This is a genomic window from Volucribacter amazonae, from assembly GCF_029783845.1.
GTDB classification, from domain to species: domain Bacteria; phylum Pseudomonadota; class Gammaproteobacteria; order Enterobacterales; family Pasteurellaceae; genus Volucribacter; species Volucribacter amazonae.
Genome location: NZ_LWID01000001.1, coordinates 59,862 through 83,429, shown reverse-complemented (window position 1 = coordinate 83,429; position 23,568 = coordinate 59,862). Strand labels below are relative to the sequence as shown.

At 38.2% G+C, this 23,568-nt stretch carries 16 protein-coding genes and 1 pseudogene; 14 read left to right on the top strand and 3 right to left on the bottom strand.

Going from position 1 to position 23,568, the window contains the following annotated elements; translation table 11 throughout:
- Positions 1–66 precede the first annotated feature (66 nt).
- From pepN to A6A20_RS00375, 9 genes and pseudogenes are all read left to right on the top strand, one after another.
- Entirely contained in the window at positions 67–2,679 is a 2,613-nt protein-coding gene (gene pepN / locus A6A20_RS00415) for an aminopeptidase N (protein ID WP_279571620.1), read from the top strand.
- A gap of 156 nt (positions 2,680–2,835) precedes the next feature.
- The gene (gene pyrD / locus A6A20_RS00410; RefSeq protein ID WP_279571619.1) at positions 2,836–3,855 is read left to right on the top strand and encodes a quinone-dependent dihydroorotate dehydrogenase; all 1,020 of its coding nucleotides are present in this window, start codon (positions 2,836–2,838) and stop codon (positions 3,853–3,855) included.
- A gap of 92 nt (positions 3,856–3,947) precedes the next feature.
- Complete coding sequence (locus tag A6A20_RS00405; RefSeq protein WP_279571618.1) at positions 3,948–4,484, top strand: cell division protein ZapC domain-containing protein; 537 nt, start codon at positions 3,948–3,950, stop codon at positions 4,482–4,484.
- 196 nt (positions 4,485–4,680) lie between these two features.
- Complete coding sequence (locus A6A20_RS00400; protein WP_279571617.1) at positions 4,681–6,069, top strand: SLC13 family permease; 1,389 nt, start codon at positions 4,681–4,683, stop codon at positions 6,067–6,069.
- Positions 6,070–6,382: 313 nt separating this feature from the next.
- Positions 6,383–7,624, top strand: a complete 1,242-nt coding sequence (gene icd / locus A6A20_RS00395) for an NADP-dependent isocitrate dehydrogenase (RefSeq protein WP_279571616.1) — start codon at positions 6,383–6,385, stop codon at positions 7,622–7,624.
- 58 nt (positions 7,625–7,682) lie between these two features.
- On the top strand, positions 7,683–10,292 hold the full coding sequence (acnB, locus tag A6A20_RS00390) for a bifunctional aconitate hydratase 2/2-methylisocitrate dehydratase (RefSeq protein ID WP_424585400.1): 2,610 nt from the start codon (positions 7,683–7,685) through the stop codon (positions 10,290–10,292).
- Between the two features lie 78 nt (positions 10,293–10,370).
- Positions 10,371–11,663, top strand: coding sequence for a citrate synthase (locus A6A20_RS00385; protein WP_279571615.1), 1,293 nt, complete (start codon positions 10,371–10,373; stop codon positions 11,661–11,663).
- 142 nt (positions 11,664–11,805) lie between these two features.
- Positions 11,806–12,076 (top strand): annotated as a pseudogene (locus A6A20_RS00380) (transposase); the annotation flags it as partial.
- Between the two features lie 57 nt (positions 12,077–12,133).
- Positions 12,134–13,303 carry an MFS transporter gene (locus A6A20_RS00375; RefSeq protein ID WP_279571614.1) on the top strand — a complete coding sequence of 390 codons (1,170 nt, stop codon included), beginning with the start codon at positions 12,134–12,136 and terminating at the stop codon, positions 13,301–13,303.
- Between the two features lie 55 nt (positions 13,304–13,358).
- On the opposite strand, the gene rarD is transcribed toward A6A20_RS00375, so the two are convergent.
- The gene (gene rarD, locus A6A20_RS00370) at positions 13,359–14,243 is read right to left on the bottom strand and encodes an EamA family transporter RarD (RefSeq protein WP_279571613.1); all 885 of its coding nucleotides are present in this window, start codon (positions 14,241–14,243) and stop codon (positions 13,359–13,361) included.
- Between the two features lie 122 nt (positions 14,244–14,365).
- On the opposite strand from rarD, the gene A6A20_RS00365 reads away from it, so the two are divergent.
- Positions 14,366–14,827: an Lrp/AsnC family transcriptional regulator gene (locus tag A6A20_RS00365; protein ID WP_279571612.1), complete on the top strand. Its 462-nt coding sequence runs from the start codon at positions 14,366–14,368 to the stop codon at positions 14,825–14,827.
- A 28-nt stretch (positions 14,828–14,855) separates the two neighbouring features.
- Here A6A20_RS00365 and A6A20_RS00360 read toward each other — a convergent pair whose 3' ends face one another.
- Positions 14,856–15,596: an HAD-IIB family hydrolase gene (locus A6A20_RS00360; protein WP_279571611.1), complete on the bottom strand. Its 741-nt coding sequence runs from the start codon at positions 15,594–15,596 to the stop codon at positions 14,856–14,858.
- Between the two features lie 162 nt (positions 15,597–15,758).
- On the bottom strand, positions 15,759–17,003 hold the full coding sequence (locus A6A20_RS00355) for a chloride channel protein (protein WP_279571610.1): 1,245 nt from the start codon (positions 17,001–17,003) through the stop codon (positions 15,759–15,761).
- 185 nt (positions 17,004–17,188) lie between these two features.
- Between A6A20_RS00355 and ycfP the strand changes: the two genes are divergently transcribed.
- The 4 genes from ycfP to recB all read left to right on the top strand — a co-directional run bounded on the left by ycfP (position 17,189) and on the right by recB (position 23,567).
- Positions 17,189–17,728, top strand: a complete 540-nt coding sequence (gene ycfP, locus A6A20_RS00350; RefSeq protein WP_279571609.1) for an alpha/beta hydrolase YcfP — start codon at positions 17,189–17,191, stop codon at positions 17,726–17,728.
- Positions 17,728–19,455: a protein-disulfide reductase DsbD gene (locus A6A20_RS00345; protein WP_279571608.1), complete on the top strand. Its 1,728-nt coding sequence runs from the start codon at positions 17,728–17,730 to the stop codon at positions 19,453–19,455. The genes ycfP and A6A20_RS00345 overlap by 1 nt, the downstream gene beginning before the upstream one ends.
- A 124-nt stretch (positions 19,456–19,579) precedes the next feature.
- Entirely contained in the window at positions 19,580–19,936 is a 357-nt protein-coding gene (locus A6A20_RS00340) for a DsrE/DsrF/TusD sulfur relay family protein (RefSeq protein ID WP_279571607.1), read from the top strand.
- Between the two features lie 31 nt (positions 19,937–19,967).
- Positions 19,968–23,567 (top strand): exodeoxyribonuclease V subunit beta, encoded by a 3,600-nt coding sequence (gene recB / locus A6A20_RS00335; RefSeq protein WP_279573705.1) that lies wholly within the window; start codon positions 19,968–19,970, stop codon positions 23,565–23,567.
- Position 23,568: the final 1 nt, after the last annotated feature.

The window sequence follows — 23,568 nt, the reverse complement described above, 5'->3', positions numbered from 1 at the left end:
GCAAGTTAAGGGATAAATATTTATCCTACACTTAATTTTTAATTTTTTAATAATGGATAATTTAGTATGGTCGCTAAAGCAAAATATAGAAAAGATTATAAAACGCCCGATTTTACCATTACCGATATTTTTCTTGATTTCCAATTAGATCCGCAAAGAACCTTGGTAACCGCCAAAAGTTTGGTTAAACGCCTTAACCCACAAGCTACCCAATTACGTTTAGATGGACATAGTTTTCAATTTGAGCAAGTGCAAATTAATCAGCAACCTTTTAGCCAATATCAGCAAGATGGCGAAGGGCTGACATTAGATTTAAGTGAATTAGCGGCTGATGAATTTGAATTAACCATTAATACTATTTTAGTGCCGGCGGAAAATACGTCGTTACAAGGGTTATACCAATCGGGCGAGGCACTTTGTACTCAATGTGAGGCGGAGGGATTTCGCCAAATTACTTATATGCTAGATCGTCCTGATGTATTGGCACGTTATACCACGAGAATTGTGGCGGATAAAACTACTTATCCTTATTTATTATCAAATGGTAATAAAGTTGCCTGTGGCGAGTTAGCAGAGGGGAAACATTGGGTAGAATGGCAAGATCCTTTCCCTAAGCCAAGTTATTTATTTGCTTTAGTGGCAGGGGACTTTGATTTGTTACAGGATCACTTTGTGACTCGTAGTGGTCGCCAAGTGACATTAGAATTGTTTGTAGATAAAGGCAATTTAAACCGTGCAGATTGGGCGATGGCAAGCCTGAAAAAAGCGATGAAATGGGACGAGGAACGCTTTGGTTTAGAATATGATTTAGATATTTATATGATCGTGGCGGTAGATTTCTTTAATATGGGCGCAATGGAAAACAAAGGGTTAAATATTTTTAATTCTAAGTTTGTGCTAGCCAATCCACAAACCGCTACTGATGAAGATTATATGGGCATTGAAAGTGTGATTGCTCACGAGTATTTCCATAATTGGACAGGCAATCGCATTACTTGCCGAGATTGGTTTCAACTTAGTCTAAAAGAGGGCTTAACGGTTTTTCGTGATCAAGAGTTTTCCTCAGATACAGGCTCAAGAGCAGTTAATCGGATTAATAATGTGCGTTTTTTACGCACAATTCAATTTGCCGAAGATGCCAGCCCAATGTCGCACCCAATTCGTCCTGAAAAAGTGATTGAAATGAATAACTTTTATACCGTTACGGTATATGAAAAGGGGGCAGAGGTTATTCGTATGTTACATACTTTGTTAGGCGAGCAAAAATTCCAAGCGGGTATGCAATTATATATTGCACAAAATGACGGTAAAGCCGCCACTTGCGAAGATTTTGTGGCAGCAATGGAGCAAGCCTCAGGCATTGATTTAAGCCAATTTCGCCGTTGGTATAGCCAATCGGGAACACCTGAATTGACGGTAACCGATCATTATGATGCAGGAAAACATTGTTATCAATTAACTGTTGTACAGCATACGCCAGCCACTGCCGATCAAATGGATAAAATTAATTTGCATATTCCATTAAAAATTGCCTTATATAGCGAGAATGGCGATAAAATTTCTTTGCAATACGAGGGGCGTACCCTTAATGATGTGCTAAACGTAACACAAAAAGAGCAGGTTTTTGAATTCCATAATGTGTATCAGCGTCCAATCCCAGCTTTATTATGTGATTTTTCAGCCCCTGTAAAACTGGATTATAATTATGAAGTGGAACAACTTGTTACCCTGTTACAATTTGCTGAAAATGATTTTGTGCGTTGGGACGCAGCTCAAATGTTATGGGCGAAAGAATTACGTGAAAACTTAATGCGTTATCAGCTCGAACAAAGTTTGCAATTTTCTCAATCGGTCTTAGCGGCATTTGGGCAAGTATTAGTGGATTATCAGCAGGATATTGAATTAACGACATTAATTTTAACCTTACCAAAAGAAACTGAGTTTGCGGAAAAGGTAAAAACCATTGATCCTGAGGGAATTGCGGTAGTTAGAGATTTTATGCTACACACTTTAGCACAACAATTTAAGCAACAATGGTTAAAAATCTATAATCAGATTAAACTTGAACAATATCGGGTAGTACCAGAAGATATTGCCTTGCGTGGTTTGCGTAATCTTTGTTTATCTTATCTAGCCTTTACGGAGTTCGGTAATAGTGTTGTTAATCAACATTATCTCTATGCTAATAATATGACTGATAGCTTGGCGGCATTAAATGCCGCGAGCAAAGCAGGATTAGCTTGTCGTGATAATTTATTAGCAGATTTTGAGCAAAAATGGCAACAAGATGGCTTGGTTATGGATAAATGGTTTGCTTTACAAGCCACTAGACCTGATGAAAATGTGTTAGAAATTGTGCAACAGCTTATTTCACACCCAAGTTTTAATTTTAATAATCCAAATCGTTTGCGTGCATTGGTAGGCAGTTTTGTTAATCAAAATCCTCGTCATTTCCATGCAATTGATGGTTCAGGTTATCGTTTTTTAACGGATATTCTATTAAAATTAAATGAAACCAATCCACAGGTTGCTGCCCGTTTGATTGAACCTTTAATCCGTTTTAATCGTTATGATGAACAACGACAAACCTTAATGAAGCGTGCCTTAGAACGTTTGAGCGAAGTGGAAAACTTATCTAAGGATTTATTTGAAAAAATTGAGAAAGCCTTGCAAGCATAGTATCTATGTTTGTAATCCAAACAGTTATATAGTCGTTTCAATTTAAAATAAGACAAGGCGGCACGCCGAAGACACTACAACCAGTACGGCGAGGTGTGCCAACACAGTATTATTTTAAAGTGGGACGACGATAACTATCCAGAGAGATAAACGAGTATGTATCCATTAATCCGAAAAGTGCTTTTTAGCTTAGAACCAGAAAAAGCCCATGAATTAACCATTAAAACCCTTAAAGTCATTGGTAATTCGCCGTTGCGTTGTGGCTTACAACGTTTATTAGCTTGCCCCGTTGGCAGTCCTAAAACAGTGATGGGCATTCAGTTTAAAAACCCTATTGGTCTAGCCGCTGGGGCTGACAAAAATGCGGAGGCAATCAATGGTTTTGCGGCGATGGGCTTTGGCTTTATTGAAGTAGGAACGGTAACACCATTGGCTCAAGAGGGCAATCCTCGTCCTCGCCAGTTTCGTTTAGTGGAGGCTGAGGGGATTATTAACCGTAATGGTTTTAATAATTATGGCGTGGATTATGTGCTAGAAAATGTGCAAAAAGCACAGTTTGACGGCGTATTAGGCATAAATATTGGTAAAAACACCCGCACTTCGGTGGAAAATGGTAAGGCGGATTATCTCTTTTGTTTAAATAAAGTCTATAATTATGCGGATTATGTGGCGATCAATATTTCCTCGCCTAATTCCCCGGGCTTACGCCAGTTACAATACGGCGAGGCATTAGATGATTTGTTGGCGGGGATTAAGCAACGCCAACAACATTTAACTGAGCAATATAATAAATATGTGCCTATTGCAGTGAAAATCGCCCCTGATTTAAGCGAGCAAGAATTGGTACAAATTGCCGATAGCCTATGCCGTCATCAAATAGACGGTGTGATTGCTACTAATACTACCATTAGTCGTGATAGGGTTACAGGGCAGACTAATGCTGAGCAACTTGGTGGTTTAAGCGGTAAACCTTTGCAACAGCAAAGTACGCAAATCATTCGACGTTTAGCACAAGAATTACAAGGTAAAATCCCTATTATTGGTAGTGGGGGAATTAATTCTGTGGTAACGGCACAAGAAAAGATTGATGCTGGGGCAGAATTATTGCAATTATATTCGGGCTTAATTTATCATGGTCCGAACTTAATTAAACAGCTAGTACAAAATATTAAATAATAGTATTATGATGCAGTAATACGAATTTTATTCAAATCCGTATTCGTTAATTAAATTATTATTCATTAATCAAATTTAGGCATTACACTAATATGGGACAACAACATTTTTGTCAGTGGCAATATAATCCAGTGCGAGGGCGCTTAGCCATTTTATTGCCGAGTAAAAATTTGGTGTTTACTACATTAACAGAGAAGCATCTTGCTTCTGATGGTTTTGTTAATAGCCCTTGTTCATTAGTGGATTTTGATGATTATAATCGCTTTACGCAATTATTATTAGCCTGTGGTTTTGAGCAGGAAACATTGGAAATTCTTGCTTATAGTGCGGTGGCTACCCAACATTTTTTATTACCTAGTCAGCCAAAAAGTTGGTTTTTTCAACCTTGTGGGAGTGAAAATATTGAACCTCAAATCTTAGCGCAAGTGAAAATAAAACAAACAGGACAATGGGCAATGGTATTGGTGACCAATATTGAAGGGAGTGTTGCAAATTGTCTTTGGTTAGAGAATGATCTCGCTTTGACGGGGTTACAACTGACTTTTGGTGAGCCTTTTCGGATTTTTGTTGATCGCTTACAAGCGGTTAATCTAAATATCACACATCAATATTATCAACAATCAGCTTAAATTTCTTTTTTCACTGAAATTTTATATTTTTTTATTAAAAATTTAGTGATATTCTAATTTCCGCACAACATCATCTAATTTTAGTTAATCCTTCTCAGGGATAATCTAATAAAAATACAGATTAACTAAATTTAGAAAAATATCGTCGTTCTGACTTAAACTCATCTTATAACCTTATCATTTACAGGAGTGTAATATGTCTAAAACCAGTAAAAATCCAACCAGAGGAATAATAATATTTCTTTTAGATTTAATCTTGTTTTTTGCATTATTAAATTTATTGCCCTTTTCTGAACAGGAAAATAGGGGATTAGCTTTATTAGTTTTTGTGGGGATTTTATGGCTAACAGAAGCCTTTAATATTACCATAACTGCCTTAATGGTACCGATATTCGCCATAGGGTTAAACGTTTTATCCACCAAAGCGGCTTTTGCTCCTTTCTCAGAACCCATTATTTTTATGTTTTTTGGTGGGTTTGTTATTGCCGCAGTGCTTAATATTCAAAAAATCGATCTCTGGTTGGCAAGTCATATTATTCGTTTGGCAAAAGGCAATCTAAAATTAACCATTATTTATCTATTTGCGGTTACTGCTTTACTTTCCTTATTTATCAACAATACCGCTGTAGCGGCAATGATGCTACCGCTAACCCTAGGTATACTACATAAAATAGACTATAAAACTAATCAAAAACTCTATGTATTTGTGCTATTAGGCATTGCATTTAGCTCCAGTATTGGGGGAATAGGGACGTTAGTTGGTAGTGCCCCTAATGCGATTTTGGCTTCTCAACTAAAAATTTCTTTTTCTGAATGGTTGCCTTATGGTATGCCTGTGGTGGTGTTATTACTTATTTTTATGGTGCTATCGCTCTTGTTGGTATTACGCCCAAATTTTAATGTGCAATTTGAGGCAGAGGTGGAAGATATTCCCTTAACAACCTCAAGAATTATTACATTATTTATCTTTAGTATTACCGCATTATTATTAGTGTTTGGTGGCTATATTGAGCCTATTATTAGACAATTTTTAGCTTTAGATCAATCCATTCGTAATTTTGATGCCGTTATTGCGATGATTGCCGTACTTGCCTTTTGTGTGTCAAATACGGCGAATTGGCAACAAATTCAAGAACGGACAGAATGGGGCGTGTTAATGTTATTTGGTGGTGGTTTAGTGTTAAGTATTGTGCTAAGAGAAACAGGGGCAAGCAAAATTTTAGCAGATACTATCGTTAATTTTATTGGGACAAAACATTGGTTAATTATGACTATTGTTATGTCTGCCTTTATCATTTTTTTAACCGAATTTACCTCTAATACAGCAAGTGCGGCATTATTAATGCCTATTTATATTTCAGTGGCGATACAACTTGGCTTGCCACCGATTTCTTTAGCGGCAATTATTGCTTGTGGTGCTTCTTGTGCCTTTATGTTGCCGATAGCTACACTTCCTAATGCTATTGTCTTTTCCACAGGATATATTAAGCAATCAGATATGGTAAAAGTAGGATTATTGCTTAATATTGCTTGTATTATCGTAATTAGTGGGCTTTCCTATTTCTTCTGGATGACTTGGAGATAATGAAGTTGCTTCTCATTAAACTTGTTTAATGAGAAGCGATAGTCGTTTCAATATAAAGAGAGACGACGATAAAATTTTTCTAAAACTGACCGCACTTAATATCAATGCGTTCTCTTAATTTCTTAAGTTTAATAGGATTAATATCGTCGTCCTAATTAAGCAAAGAAATATGGGGGATATATCACAAATTTTGTAAAAATAATGTGAATATTTAGTTAAAACGATCTATACTCAAATAACGCACAAATTTTATGCTAAGGATATACAGGGTCTTTAGCCTTTCCTCTCTTAATATCTCTTTTGGAGGTTTAATATGCAACACACAGCTCAAGCAATTCATGTAAATTCTGATGGTTCACTCAATGTACCAGATTGCCCCATTATTACCTTTATTGAGGGCGATGGAATAGGTGTTGATGTTACGCCAGCAATGATTAAGGTCATTGATGCGGCGGTAGCACTTGCTTATTCAGGACAAAAGCGTATTGAATGGTTGGAAATTTATGCAGGCGAAAAAGCCAATCGTCAATATGGCGAAGGCGTTTGGTTACCGCAACAAACCCTTGATTTAATCAAACAATATCATGTAGCGATAAAAGGGCCGTTAATGACCCCAGTAGGCGGTGGAATTCGTTCGTTAAATGTAACCTTAAGGCAAGAATTGGATTTATATAACTGTGTTCGTCCAATCCGCTATTATCAAGGAACACCTAGCCCAGTTAAGCAACCTGAATTAGTGGATATGGTGATTTTTCGTGAAAATTCCGAAGACATTTATGCAGGAATTGAGTGGCAAGCGGGTTCAGCGGAGGCGGACAAAGTTATTCAGTTTTTGCAGACTGAAATGCAAGTAAACAAAATTCGTTTTCCAACGGAATGTGGTATTGGTGTGAAACCTGTTTCAAAAGCAGGCACACAACGTTTGGTGCGATCAGCTTTGCAGTATGTTATTGATAACGATAGATCTTCACTCACCTTGGTGCATAAAGGCAATATTATGAAATTCACTGAGGGAGCGTTTAAACAATGGGGCTATCAAGTGGCAGAAAGTTTTGGGGCGAAACCGCTTGGTAAAGGCGATTGGCATAGTTTAGTTAATCCTAAAACAGGGCGAGAGATTATCATCAAAGATTGTATTGCCGATGCGTTTTTACAAGAAACTTTATTACACCCTGCGGATTATGATGTGATCGCCACATTGAACTTAAATGGCGATTATATTTCTGATGCCTTAGCTGCTCAAGTTGGGGGAATTGGGATTGCACCCGGGGCAAATATTGGCGAGCAAGTGGCGATTTTTGAAGCTACCCATGGTACAGCCCCGAATATCGCAGGACAAAATAAAGCCAATCCCGGTTCAATTATTTTAAGTGGGGAAATGATGTTACGGTATTTAGGCTGGCAAGAGGCAGCTGATTTAGTGGTACAAGCTATGGCAGAAACCATTGCAAATAAAACCGTTACCGCAGATTTTGCGGAACATTTAGCTGAGGCAAAATTATGTTCTACCACTGAATTTGCTCAACAGCTGATTGCGAATATGCAAAAAGGCTAAGATTGATAAATAAGCGGTTGAGTTATTATTTTCCGTGATTACAAGGGAGGTATCTATTATGTTATTTATTGAAGAATATCAAAAGCAGGTGGCAGAAAGAGCCAAATTGGGGGTTGTGCCTTTGCCACTGAATGCTGAACAAACCGCTCAATTAGTTGAGTTATTAAAATCGCCATCAGAAAATCAGCAACAAGCAGAATTTCTATTAGACTTATTACAAACCCGCATTCCGGCAGGCGTTGATGAAGCGGCCTATATTAAAGCCTCTTTTTTAGCGGATGTAGCCAAAAGAGCGGTGATTTCTCCGCTTGTTTCGGCACAAGATGCCATTAATATTTTAGCCACTATGCAAGGTGGTTATAATATTCAGCCCTTAATTGAGGCATTAGAAGATCAAGAATTAGCTCCCTTAGCGGTTAAAGCCTTATTTTTTACCCTATTAATGTTTGATCAGTTTCACGATGTGGCGGAAAAAGCCAATCAAGGCAATATTTTTGCTCAACAAGTGTTGCAATCTTGGGCAAATGCCGAGTGGTTTTTATCACGTCCTCCGTTACCTGAAAAAATAACCTTGACCGTATTTAAAGTGACAGGCGAAACCAATACTGATGATCTTTCGCCAGCACAAGACGCTTGGTCAAGACCCGATATTCCTTTGCATGCGTTGGCAATGTTAAAAAATGAACGAGAGGGGATTATTCCTGATCAAGTAGGCGAAATTGGGCCTATGCAACAAATTGATGCTTTAAAAACCAAAGGCTTTCCTTTGGTTTATGTGGGGGACGTGGTGGGAACAGGATCTTCCCGTAAATCAGCCACTAATTCAGTATTATGGTTAATGGGCGAGGATATTCCTTATATTCCAAATAAACGTGCAGGTGGGGTTGTGTTGGGTGGAAAAATTGCTCCGATCTTTTTTAATACCTTAGAAGATGCTGGTTCATTGCCTATTGAAGTTGATGTTAGCCGTTTAAATATGGGCGATGTGATCGATCTTTATCCTTATGCCAATAAAATTTGTCGGCATAATAGCGATGAAGTGTTAGCGGAGTTTAGCTTAAAAACAGAGGTGTTACTTGATGAAGTGCGAGCTGGTGGACGCATACCGCTCATTATTGGACGAGGCTTAACACACAAAGCGAGAAAAGCATTGGGCTTAGGCGAAAGTGAGGTTTTTCAACAGGTTAAAACAGCAAGGGAACAAAAAGCTGGTTATACCTTAGCACAAAAAATAGTAGGGCGAGCTTGTGGTGTAGAGGGCGTGAGAGCAGGGCAATATTGTGAACCAAGAATGACAACGGTAGGTTCGCAAGATACCACAGGCCCTATGACCCGTGATGAATTAAAAGATCTCGCTTGCTTAGGCTTTTCTGCGGATTTAGTGATGCAATCTTTTTGCCATACAGCTGCTTATCCGAAACCTGTTGATGTGGTAACCCATCATACTTTACCTGATTTTATGATGAATCGAGGTGGCGTATCTTTAAGACCGGGTGACGGCGTTATTCATTCTTGGTTAAATCGTATGTTATTGCCCGATACAGTCGGTACGGGGGGCGATTCTCATACCCGTTTCCCCATTGGGATTTCTTTTCCAGCAGGTTCAGGCTTAGTGGCTTTTGCCGCTGCCACAGGGGTAATGCCGCTAGATATGCCAGAATCTGTACTTGTCCGTTTTAAAGGCGAAATGCAACCCGGGATTACTTTGCGTGATTTGGTGCATGCTATTCCTTATTATGCTATTCAACAGGGATTATTAACCGTAGAAAAAGCAGGTAAGAAAAATATTTTTTCTGGACGAATTTTAGAAATAGAAGGCTTGGAAAATTTAAAAGTGGAGCAGGCTTTTGAGCTTTCCGATGCCTCGGCAGAACGTTCAGCGGCAGCTTGTACCATAAAATTAAATCAAGAACCGATTATTGAATATCTAACCTCTAATATTGTGTTATTGAAATGGATGATTGCTGAAGGCTATGGCGATGCAAGAACCTTAGAACGGCGGATTAAAAGTATGGAAGATTGGTTAGCCAATCCGCAATTACTTTCTGCAGATGACAATGCAGAATATGCGGCGATTATTGAGATTGATCTCAATGAAATTACCGAGCCGATTGTATGTGCGCCGAATGATCCTGATGATGCTAGAAAACTCTCAGAAGTGGCAGGCGATAAGGTTGATGAAGTGTTTATTGGCTCTTGTATGACCAATATTGGGCATTTTCGTGCCGCAGGCAAACTGCTTAACCAGCATCAAGGTATGATACCCACTCGCTTATGGGTTGTACCACCCACCAAAATGGACGCAGCCTTGCTAACGGAGGAAGGTTATTACAGTATTTATGGTAAAAGTGGGGCAAGGGTAGAAATTCCAGGTTGCTCGCTATGTATGGGTAACCAAGCAAGGGTAGCAGATGGCTCAACGGTTATTTCTACTTCCACTAGAAATTTCCCAAATCGTATGGGCAAAGGGGCATTTGTTTATCTTGCCTCAGCTGAACTTGCGGCTGTTTGTGCCTTATTAGGGCGTATTCCAACCACACAAGAATATTTGCAGTATGTACAAGGACTTGCTCAAGATCAGGAAGATACCTATCGTTATATGAATTTTAATGAAATTCCCCATTATACCGATAAAGTTGAGCAACTCATTTTTAAAACAAGATTATAAAAATAAAAAGTGCGGTCGTTTTTGCCAAAATTTTTTATGGCAATGATGACCTATCACAACAAACAGGAGGGATCTATTATGCCAAAATTACACACAACATTAACCGCTGAATTACATTTAAGTGATGGTCGCAAATTTGCATTACCCGTTTATCAAAGTAATTTGGGTTACCACGCTATCGGAGTGGAAGCCTTGCAAAAGGAAAAATTATTTACCTATGATCAAGGTTTAACCTCAACGGCATTGTGCCAATCAAGCATTACCTATATTGATGGCGAACAGGGTATTTTATTGCATCGTGGTTATCCCATTGATGAACTTGCCTCGCATAAAAGTTATCTTGATGTAGCTTATTTATTGTTAAATGGGGAATTGCCTACCAGTGAACAATTTGCACAATTTAAACAGGAAATTTCTGCTCATTATATGGTAAATGAACAATTTACTCGTTTATTTCAGGGATTTCGCCGAGATTCACACCCTATGGCGGTAATGTGTGCAGCAACCAGTGCTTTAGCCGCGTTTTATAATGACGAACTAAAATTAGATTGTGAGTTATCAAGAGAAAAAACCGCCATTCGTTTATTGGCTAAAATGCCAACTTTAGCGGCGATGTGTTATAAATACAGTATAGGTCGTCCGTTTATGTATCCACAAAATCATCTTTCTTATGCAGGGAATTTTCTCTATATGATGTTTGCCACCCCTTGTGAGCCTTATGTAGTCAATCCAGTATTAGAACGTGCTATGGATCGGATCTTTACCTTACATGCGGATCACGAACAAAATGCCTCTACTTCTTCAGTGCGTAGTGTCGCTTCTTCAGGGCCAAATCCCTTTGCTTGTATTTCCGCGGGTATCGCCTCGCTTTGGGGACCTGCTCATGGTGGTGCTAACGAGGCTTGTATTAGAATGTTAGAGCAAATTGGCTCAGTAGAAAATATCCCACATTTTATTGAACGGGCTAAGGATAAAAATAATCCATTCCGCTTAATGGGTTTTGGGCATCGTGTTTACAAAAATTATGACCCAAGAGCCAAGGTAATGCGAGAAACTTGTCATGACGTTTTGCAAGAATTAGGTGTGAGTACCCCATTGCTTGAAGTGGCAATGGAGTTAGAACGCATTGCGTTAAATGATCCGTATTTTATTGAACGCAAACTTTATCCTAATGTAGATTTCTATTCAGGGCTGATTTTACAAGCCATAGGTATTCCAACCTCTATGTTTACAGTGGTTTTTGCCTTAGCAAGAACAGTAGGCTGGATTGCTAATTGGAAAGAAATGTACGAGCAAGATGGCTTAAAAATAGTGCGTCCAAGACAGATTTATACGGGGCATACGGAACGTCATGTTGAGATCACCGAGTAAATTATCAAGTGATTTATACTTTATTCCGCTAGGAGATACTTAGCGGAATGTTTTAGGTAGGTTTTAATTTAAATTATGGGGCTGTATTAGATTAGCAGTTATGCATAGCAAAAATGCAGATAACTCATTGTAAATTAAATAGCCCGATAGCCTTGTTTATACCGGATTATTATCGGTGTTATGATGTTCTTGATATGAGTGAATTTAAACATTATCGGGTTAATCATCAAACGTATTTTGCGGTAAAGAAAAATCACATCAATAGCATTAAGGATTTTTGGAATCAAGCAAAACGTGTATTAAGAAAATATAATAGTATTGACCGAAAATCCTTTCCTTTATTCTTGAAAGAATGTGAATTTCGGTTTAACTTTGGGACATTTTCTCACCAACTTAAAATCTTACGAACATAGTGTGAAATTTAGGGCTTATATTCTAATACAGCCCATTTTTATTTATTGGGAGACTATGTGAAAAACTATGTTACCTTTTTCGCCTTATTATTGGGACAAGGTTTGCTCGGTTCAGTGGTCTCGCTGTTAACCTTAACGTTGCCCTTGCTTGGAAAACAGCTTGCCCCTGTGGCGTGGCTGATGAGTTTGCCACTGGCTGCCAGTGTGTTAGGGGCAATGGCAATGGTGGGCTATGCCAGTAAGGTGATGGCGAAATATGGGCGGCGACGTGGTTTTCTGTTCAGCAGTGGCTTGGGCTTGGTGGCGAGTTTATTGGCGATATTAGCGGTATATGGGCGGTATTTTTGGCTGTTGGTGTTGGCGGCGTTTGTGTTTGGTCTGGCGACGGTGTTTAATCAATATTATCGTTTTGCGGTGGCGGAAATTTTTGCTGACCCCATCAAAACGCGGCGTTGTACCGCTTTCTTGATTGGTAGTGGGATTATTGGTGGGGTAATCGGCCCTTTGCTGGCGGCAAAAGGGCAAGATTTAATCATGGGGTATCCGTTTTTAGGGGCATTTATGATGAGCCTCTGTTTATTTCTTGCAGCGGGGCTTGTCCAGCTTGCCATTGTGTTGCCCCATGAACAAAAAATGGTGGCAATCCATTGCCGTCCTCCTTTATCGGCGATGCCTAAATCGGTGTTATTGGCAACATTCAGCTGTGCCATTGGTTTTGCCTTAATGACCTTGATGATGAACGCCACGCCGTTGGTGATGCATCAGCATCATTATGATGTGCAACAAAGTGCAAGGGTTTTACAATGGCATTTTATCGCCATGTATGCCCCTGCGTTAGCCTTGCCGTTTCTGTTAGAAAAAATCAAAATCACCACGCTTATTCAACTGGGGGCAATTTGTTTTTTATTGGGTTCATTGGCTATTTATGCGCTGCCTGAATATGGGGGCTATCTGGTGTGCTTAATTGCGGTGGGTATGGGCTGGAGTTTAATGTTTAGTGGCGGGACGTTATTGCTCAATGCTTACCCTGATAATCCGCAACAATGGCAAGGGCTGAACGCCACTGCCACTTATTTGGCAAATACATTAGCGGCGTTGTTGGCAGGCGGTTTATTATATTGGTCAGCAGGCTGGCTGGCGATACAGGTGTTGAATGTGTCGGTTATAATTGGGTTTTTGTTTTATAGTTGCTCTCCTGTAAAATATAGTCGTTCCACTTTAAAATAATACTGTACTGGCACGCCTTGTTGGCGTGCTACTTTGTTTTTCACATTTGAAATGGTTATTTCTTTGAATGTAAAAAACCATTGATAACTAACACGAGTAACCCTGCCCAGATAAAGCCATAACTAATATAAGCACTGGTTTGGATTGGAGTATCCAACAAAAAGACAGCACATAAAAATAATAAGGCTGGTTCTAAATAGCTGAGTAGACCAAACAGTTTCAGCGGTAAAATAGCACTGGATAATAAGTTAAAATACATCGCTAATGTACTAACAATGCCTAATAAAGCGAGTAGCCAATAAAAGCGTGGTTCGCTGGCAATAAAACTAAAGGCATTGGTTTGGCTGTACAAATAGCAAAAAGCAATTGGGGCAATAATGGAAATATCAAAGGTTAAGCCTAATAGAGCAGGAATGTTCATTGCTCGGCGGATTAAATAATAAGGTGGATAGAATAATGCGACAAAAAGGGTTGTCCAAGAAAAAGAGAGATGTTGATAAAATTCATAACCAACCCCTATCATTGCTAAGCATAAAGCGAGGGCTTGTAATGGGCTAAGTTGCTCTTTTCGCCAAATTCGTCCAGCTAACACCATCATTAAGGGAAATAAAAAATAGCCCATTGCGACGTTTGCTCCCTCTTGATTAATGGGAGCCCACATAAATAACCATAATTGGCTGGCTAAAATAGTGGTACAGAGCAACATTAAGCTCCAACGTTTGCCGCTTGTGCCTAGATGGTTGCGGATAAAGCCTCTAAGGCTACCTGCAGGGAGTGTAGTGATAACTAATAGCCATAATCCAATTGCCATCACTAACATACGTAAAGCAAAAATTTCAGTGCCAGCAAGTGGTTGCATAGCATAGCTAAATAGATAGAGTGAACCAAACAAGCATTGTGAAATGACGCAGATGATTAACCCTTGATAATAGCTTTTCATTTTTAATTATCCTTATGTATTTTTATATTTTCTTATCATAGCGGAATAAGTTGAAAATAATTTTCTTATTTATTTTATTTAGTGATAATATTTTTCTGTTTTTGATTATAGTTGAGAAAAATATGCAGCAGTTAGATGAACTAGATAAACGGATTTTAACGATCCTACAAGATGATGCGAGTATTGGTTTAAAAGCATTGGCAGAACAAACTTTTTGTTCCTTATCCACTTGCCAACGACGTGTGCAAGCCTTGATTGAGCGGAAAGTGATTATTAAGCAAGTGGCATTAGTTAATCCTGTGGCAGTAGGGCGGAGAATTAGTGTATTTGTTATGGTGGAAATGGAAAACCAAAATCCGCAACAAAAACAGGTATTTGAACGTCGTATGCAACAAGAAGCGGAAGTAATGAGCTGTTACGAAATTTCAGGCGACTATGATTTTTTGCTATTGGTGCATAGTGAAAGTATGGAGAGTTATCACGCTTTTACTTGTCGAGTGTTTACCAGTGAAAATTATGTCCGCCGTTATAAAAGCCAATTTATTATGAATTTTTCTAAAGTGGGTAATCGGATTGTGTTGTAGCATAAAAATATGGAAAAACTAACCGCACTTAGATAAACTGATCAAGCAACGTCATCACTTCATGGGGTTGAATATAATAATCCGCTTGTGGATAGTTTTTGCGATCTCCTACAAATATCGCTACTTTTGCATGATCTAAGGTAAGAAAATCATTTTCATCATTGCCAAAGCTGATATAAGGTTGATCGCTAATTAATTGTTTTATCGCATAAAATTTATTGTTATTGGCAGGGGTAATATCAAAAAATTGTTCCGATTTATGGCGATGAATGGTTAAATTTTGAGGATTTAAGGCTTGGAATTGTGCAATATGCTTATCATTTAGCACAAGGATTTTGCTGATGCCTTGTGTGATGAGTTGTTGTTCCTCTTGTTGTTGATCACTTAAAGATAGGATATAGTCATGAAATGGGTGGGGTATGGTAGAAAGGGAAAAATGCCATTTTCCGTCTAATACGTAAGGTATATTATGTTGTTTTAGCTGAGTTAGTATGCGGTGTAAGTCGCTCTTTTTGAGTAAATTGCTATGGAGAAATTGTCCATTGTGATAAGCCATTGCACCGTTGCAGCCGATAAAAATACTTTGTTGATGTAAGCGACTATCTAGCATTGGCAACATATCTCGGATAGGACGAGCTGAAGCGAAGATAATTTGGTGTTGTTTAGCTAACTTGATAATTTTGTTGCTAATTTCTGGAGCAACTTTTTGCCCTGCTAAGGCGATAGTGCCATCAATGTCAAAAATGTAGTGTTGAATATTTTTATCCATTATCTTATATATTTTCTTATGATAAAGAATATCATTATATTTAAAAATATATAACGATCAATAAAAATAATCAGAAAACCTACCGCACTTTTTTAGCTTTTAGGCAATCTTTTATAGTTATTCCAATGTGGTATTGTTTCAAGAAGATTGCCTAAGAGTAAATTATGCTTTGTTGATATGTCTATTTTTTAGCAAATATTGGGTGAAGTAAGCCCCGGCGGTGGCGATTGCCATGGGAAATAAAAATGCAGGGGAAACTCGGGTTAATTCTAAGCAGAAAACCAATGCAGTGATAGGCATATTTAAAGAGGTTGCTAAAAATGCGGTTGCACCAATAAGGGCGGCAGATTCTAGGGGAATAGCTGGTAAACCGAGGCCATTCCATAAAAATACCGAACTAAAAGCAAAGGTACTTCCTAACATCATTGAGGGCGTGATTAAGCCACCATAAGCGCCTGCGGCGAGAGCAAGCAAAATCACTAGCCATTTGATAAGCATTAAGGCGAGGCTATCGTGCCAGCCGATTAATCCCCAAAAACTTAATTGGTTACCCGCTTTACCATTACCTAAAATCGCAGGGAAATAGATAGCGAGTAGGGCAATAAGGCTAAAACTGAAGATACCCACAAGAATAATGCGTTTGTCGTTACGTTTAAGCCAAGGAAAATATTGGGTGGTTTTTTTAAACAAATACACAAGTATACCGATGATTGGCCCTATTAATGCAGCCCAATAGAATAATGAAAGGGTTAATTCTGTTTCAACTAAATGATATTGCACTAAATCTCCTAAACCGATACGAGAAACGATTGTCGCAACAGCACAAGTGATAAAGGCGGCGATAACAGGGATTCCTGACCAACATAATAAGAGGGTTTCAAGGGTAAAAATAATCCCTGCTAAAGGTACATTATAAATGGCGGATAAACCAGCACCTGCGGCACAAGCAATAAGCAGTTTGCTTTCTTGCTCGGAAAGTTGTGTTTTTTTACACCATAAGGTTGCTAAAGCAGCACTGACTTCCCTTGGTGCAACTTCACGTCCCAGTGGCGAGCCTAAACCTACGCTGATAATTTGTAATAAACCATGATAAAGCGTGCGGAAAAAAGGCAAGCCTTGACGGGGTTGATCTAAGGCTGCTTTGATAGAAACAGGAGAGCCAAAATAACGGTGTAACAGATACCAACCAAGGCTTACTACTACGCCACAAAGTAACACTATCCCAAAGCGTCTTGCCCCCGAGGCTTGGCTTACGCCGATTAAAAAGGGAATGTCTTGTCCGTTTGTAGCATAGCCATAGGCATAATGTTGTACCCCATGCAATAAATGCGACAGTAATACACCTGCCAAGCCAGCGAAAATGCCAATAATAATGAGTGAAATAAAGAGCTTTGCTGAGATTTTCATAATTTATTGCTTTCCAAAGAGCGGATAAGAGAAGTATTCTAAAATAAATACTTCGTCAAAGCTAGGGCATTATAAAATGATTATATCAGCTAAAATTGCTTGTTGAATGATATAATTTTTGGTTCAATAAGATATGTTTTCGCCAAGTGCGGTGTATTTTGTGTGAGTTTTTTAGGGAGGATAAGATGATTATTTATTTACATGGTTTTGATTCCACCAGTCCGGGTAATCATGAGAAAATTTTACAGTTAAAATTTATTGATGATGATGTGCGTTTTATTAATTACAGCACGCGTTATCCTCGTCACGATATGCAATTTTTATTAAATGAAGTGCATAAATTGGTGAATGAAAGCAAAGATCCCAACCCGCTTATTTGTGGGGTTGGTTTGGGCGGATATTGGTCTGAACGTATTGGTTTTTTATGTGGGATTAAGCAAGTGATCTTTAATCCTAATTTATTTCCTCAGCATAATATGGAGGGGAAAATTGATCGTCCTGAGGAATATGAAGACATTGTGACCAAATGTGTAGAAAAATTTAGGAGTAAAAATCAAGGAAAATGTTTGGTTTTCTTATCAAAGCAAGATGAAACCCTTGATGCTAAAGCCAGTGCAGATTTACTCTCTCCTTTTTATGAAGTGGTTTGGGACGAGCAAGAAAGCCATAAATTTAAAAAAATTTCACAACATTTGCAAAAAATTAAGGCATTTAAGCAAGCATAATGAACAAGATAAAAAGACATACAGGGATATGGCAATATATTTTTTTATTATTACTTCTTTGTGGCATATCCCTTACCTTATCGGCTAATTTATTTCAACGTAATTCGCATTTTTTACCCGCACAACAGGCCTTTGCCTTTAGTATTAGTGAACAAAAAGGGCAGGCATTACAGTTACATTGGGATATTGCGGAGGGGTATTATCTTTATCAGAAAGAAATTGAAATCATCGCCGAAAATGCAGAAATAGGGCAAATTCAGTTGCCAGAGGGCAAAAAGTACCAAGATGAATTTTTTGGCGAAGTCGTGATTTACCAAGATCAACTTAATCTTAATGTGCCTATTTTAAGTTATCAAAAACAGGGAAAATTATTGGTACATTATCAAGGCTGTACCACAGGATTTTGTTATCCTCCCGAAACACAGGAAGTAGATTTGGCATTATGGTATAAACAAAGTGCGGTACAAAATGACAATATTTTTAGCCAATCCTTATCCTCTCAACAACTTGCTAATCAGTTAAGTTCAAGTAAGTATGCTATGTTGGGCTTTTTCCTATTGGGGATAGGGCTTGCATTTACCCCTTGTGTGTTGCCGATGTTGCCTCTATTATCGGCGATTGTAATTGGACAACAACGCCCTTCTCAATGGCGTGCCTTTGCTTTAAGTTTTGTTTATGTACAAGGTATGGCATTAACCTATACCTTATTAGGGCTGATTGTGGTTACCCTAGGATTACCTTTTCAAATCGCCTTACAAAGCCCCTATGTGCTGATAGGGTTTTCTATATTGTTTATCTTATTAGCGTTATCAATGTTTGGCTTGTTTAATTTGCAATTACCACAGCGTTGGCAAACTAAATTAGTACAATTTAGCCAACGGCAACAATCAGGTGCTTTTGCTGGTGTGTTTATCATGGGAATGGTGGCAGGACTTATCGCTTCACCTTGCACCACCGCTCCTTTATCGGGTGCATTACTATATGTTGCACAAAGTGGAGATATGTTCACAGGGGCAATAACCTTGTATTTACTTGCCTTAGGTATGGGCATTCCGTTGTTATTGATCACGCTATTTGGCAATAAATTATTACCGAAATCGGGGGCTTGGCTAGAAAAGGTAAAAATTGCTTTTGGCTTTGTTTTGCTTGCCTTACCGATTTTCTTATTTTCTCGTATTCAACCAGATTGGTCGTTAAGATTATGGGCATTGTTAGGGACAACATTCTTTTTATGGTTAGCCAGCCAAATGAAATCACAAGGTATCGGACAAGGATTGCGTTTACTTTTCTTGATCTTCGCCTTAGTGCTTGTTAAACCTTTGCAAGATTGGTTATGGCAACCCTCATCGCCTTATTCACTAAGCCAGCCCCAATATCATCTATTTGAACCTGTTAAAAATTTAGCACAATTAGAGCAATATTTAACAGATAACCAAAAACCTTTGGTTATGCTTGATCTCTATGCGGATTGGTGTGTGGCTTGTAAAGAGTTTGAAAAATATACCTTCAGTGATCCCAATGTACAACAAACACTGAGCAATATGTTGTTATTACAAGTAGATATGACCCAAAATTCAGCGGAAAATAAAGCGATAATTGACAAGTTTAAGGTGTTAGGGCTACCTACCATTTTATTCTTTGATCATAACGGAAAAGAAATTGAATCTTTGAGAATTACAGGCTTTATGAATGCGGAGGCATTTTTGCGACATCTTGCTGAAAAATAGTCGTTCCAATTTAAATAAGACAAGGTAAAGAGTAGGGCGATGCCAACATTGTATTATTTTAACGTGCGATGACTATAAAATTTGCTGATAAAAACTATTTCTATTTAATATTGGAGAAAACATTATGCAAAAATTATTGTTTATTTTAAATGAATCCCCTTATGGTACAGAAAAAACCTTTAATGGCTTGCGGTTAGCCATTAATTTACAAGAGGAATATGGGCAACAAGTGCAGATTAAGTTATTTTGCTTTTCGGACGCTGTGCTAACAGGGTTGGCAGGGCAATCACCGAAAGAGGGTAATAATATACAACAATTAATTGAAATTTTGACCGCACAAGGGGCGGAAGTCAAACTTTGTACTACTTGTACTAACGCTAGAGCCATAAGTCAATTACCTTTAGCACAAGGCGTGAGCTTAGGCACATTAGATGATGTGGCGAGTTGGACATTATGGGCAGATAAAGTTATCAATTTCTAATTTAATCAACAAACAGGTAATCATTGTGGCGATGCAAACCCTTGATCCAATTCGTTTACCCCTTAATGCTATTAGTTTAATTGAAGCCTCGGCAGGGACAGGTAAAACCTATACAATGGTGTCATTGTATTTACGTTTATTATTACAAGCAGGCGAAAATCCTTTTTCTGTGCCTTTAGGGGTAGAAAATATTTTGGTGGTAACCTTTACTGAGGCAGCAACAGAAGAACTTAAGAAAAAAATTAGAGAAAGGATAAGCCAAGTTAAGCAAGCCTTGATCCAATATCAACAAGATAAGGATTTATCGCCTTATGATCCTTTTCTGGTGGAATTAATTTGCCATATTCAAGATATTGATCTTGCTATACAACGTTTAGTATTAGCGGAGCAAAATATGGATATTGCGGCAATTTATACCATTCACGGTTTTTGTCGCCGAATTTTGACGCAATATGCTTTTAATTCAGGCATACATTTTGATTTAGAGTTAAGTAAAGACCAAACGGAGCTTTATCAACAACTGGCAAACCAGTATTGGCGAGAACATTATTATCCTTTATCGCCAGTGGCAAGTCAGTTTGTTCGTGGAGAACTGAAATCGCCAGCAGAAGTCGTGCAACAGTTAAAGCCTTATTTATCAGGAGCAAGATTAAATCCAAGCATAAATCAACCGCACTTATTAACTTTGCCTTTTGAACAATTTGTTCAACAATATATTGAAGCCAGTCAAGCAAATATTACCCAGTTAAAACAACAGTGGCGAGCGGCTCAAGAGGAGATTAAAGAACAGGTTTTTACTGAATTGCAAAAAAGCTATAAAAAAGGCGAGCCAAAGCGGTTAAAACGCACCAGTTTTAAAGCCAAGAATGTGGAAAATTGGTTTGCTAATATTGAGACTTGGGCAAGTAGCGATGAACAAAATTTGCCATCACACCTCTGTAAATATTTTAGTCAGCAAGCGTTAATACAACAATATTGTGATGAGGGGGCAGAACCATTAACACACCCTTTATTTGAGAAAATTGATGAAATAAATCAACAAGTTGAGCAATATCCTATTTATAGCAAAGTATTATTATGGCACTATCTTTGCGGGGTACGCCACAAGCTAGAAAAGTATAAGTTAAATCATAAACAAAAAAACTTTGATGATTTATTAACCTTGTTAAGAGAGGCTCTTTATAGGGAACAGGGCGAAGCCTTTGCCCATTTAATTCATCAACAATATCCTTTTGCTATGATTGATGAATTTCAGGATACGGATCGCATTCAATACGATATTTTTGCCAAAATTTATCTTCAATCTACAGAAAGCCAAAATGGTTTTATTATGATCGGCGATCCCAAACAGGCGATTTATAAATTTCGTGGTGCGGATATTTTTACTTATCTTTTTGCGGCAGAACAAACTTCACAACGCTTTAGCTTGAATAAAAATTGGCGTTCCGATGTGGCAGTGGTTGAAACCGTTAATCAGTTATTTAATTTTCATCAACCTAATTCCTCTTTTCTTTATGAAAAAATCAGATTTGAGCCTGTACAAGCACAACAACGACTTACTTTTCATCTTGATCAGCAGGTTCAGCCCCCTTTGTTATGTTATATACAGGAAAAAAATGACAAAGTGGAGGCAGCTCGTATTTGTGCAGAGAGTATTCAACAATGGTTAGCCTTTTCTGATAAAAAGAAAGCTACGCTTAATGGTGAGCCGATTAAAGCCAGTAATATTGCGGTATTAGTGCGAAATTGGCAGGAGGCGGCGTTAATAAAAAATGCTTTGGCGGAATTAAAATTGCCTTCGGTGTATTTATCAGATAACCAAAATGTATTTGATAGTAAAGAGGCTGAAGAGCTTGCCTTGATTTTAACCGCTTGCTTAAATCCGTTTAATGAACGAGCAATCTTAAATGCCATTTCTACTGCTTTATTTGCTTTAAATAGTGCTGAAATTCATCGAGTAAGACAAGATGAACAATCTTGGCAACATTGGTTAGAGCGTTTTGTACATTATCAACGTATTTGGCAATCTCAAGGGGTGCTGGCAATGTTGCATCATCTCTTGCTAACAGAGGAAATCCCACAAAAATTAATGCAACAAAAAAATGCGGAACGCCGTTTAACCGATATTTTGCACTTAGCCGAATTACTGCAACAAGCCAGTGTTTTGCATGAAAGTCATGGAGCATTAGTGCGTTGGTTTGAAGATCAAATTTTAGGTAAGGATCGCCAAGATGAACAACAAATTCGTTTAGAAAGCGAACAAGATTTAATCAAGATTGTAACATTCCATAAATCCAAAGGCTTGGAATATGATTTAGTTTGGTTGCCGTTTTTAGCGGAGGCGATGAAAAAGCCCACAGGGCAAATTCAAACCTATTATGATGAACAAGGTCAACAAATTTGTTGGGATATGGATCAGCAGCATCAAGACGCTATTTATTATGAGGCAATGGCGGAGGAGTTGCGTTTATTGTATGTGGCTTTAACCCGAGCTAAATATCAAATTGCCATCAGTTTACCAAAAGAATTTGAGCTTAAACAAGGTTGGAATGCCTTTTTATATGTACTCACTCAAGGTAAGATTGGCACAGAAAAAACCTTGTCCGAACCCTTGGATACGGCGAGTTATTTATCTCGTTTTTGTGATAAATCTGCAATATTCACTCAAGCAGAATTTTCTTCGCTACCATGGCAAGCGAATAAGCCACAAGATAAATTACAAGTTAGAGAATTTAGCGGACACATTGAAAAAAATTGGCAAATTAGCAGTTTTACAGCGTTAAATTATCAACAACAAAAAAGCCAAAGTGCGGTGCAAAATCAGAATATTTTTTTTGATGATGCACAGGATCACGATCTGTATTTTAGCAACGAACCTCAAGGGTTATTGGAAGATAATCTTGATATTAACAATGATGAAAATTACCCAACAGGTTATAGCCCCTTTGATTTTCCTATGGGAATGCAAGTGGGGGTGGCATTGCACCGTTATTTTGAGTTGGCACAATTTCAGCAAGGGGCAGATCTGGCATTAATAGAACAATTATGCCAGCAATTACAACTTGATCCCCAATGGCAACAACCTATACAACAATGGTTTGAGGCGGTAATTAATACCCCCTTAGTTAAGGGAACAAATTTAACCCTTGCCCAGATTACGCCTACCCAAATGCTAAGAGAATGGCAATTTTACTTGAAATTGGGTAAACCTTTTAACCTGCATAAGTTTAATCAATTATTGGCACAATACCATTGCCCTCGCCCCGATTTCCAGTTTGAGGCGGTACAGGGAATGTTGCGAGGATTTATTGATTTAGTTTTTTGTCATCAACAGCAATATTATATTGTGGATTATAAATCCAATTATTTAGGCAATTCGCCACAATATTACCAACAGGATCAACTACAACCTTATATGCTATCGGCAAATTATGATTTGCAATATTTAATTTATACTTTGGCATTACACCGCTATTTACGCCAGCGAGATCCTAATTATCAATATGAACAGCATTTTGGTGGCGTGATTTATACCTTTGTACGAGGTATGAATGGCATAAATGCGGAATATGGTGTGTATTTTGATAAACCTGATGCCGCTTTGATTGAACAGCTTGACCAATTATTTTAGG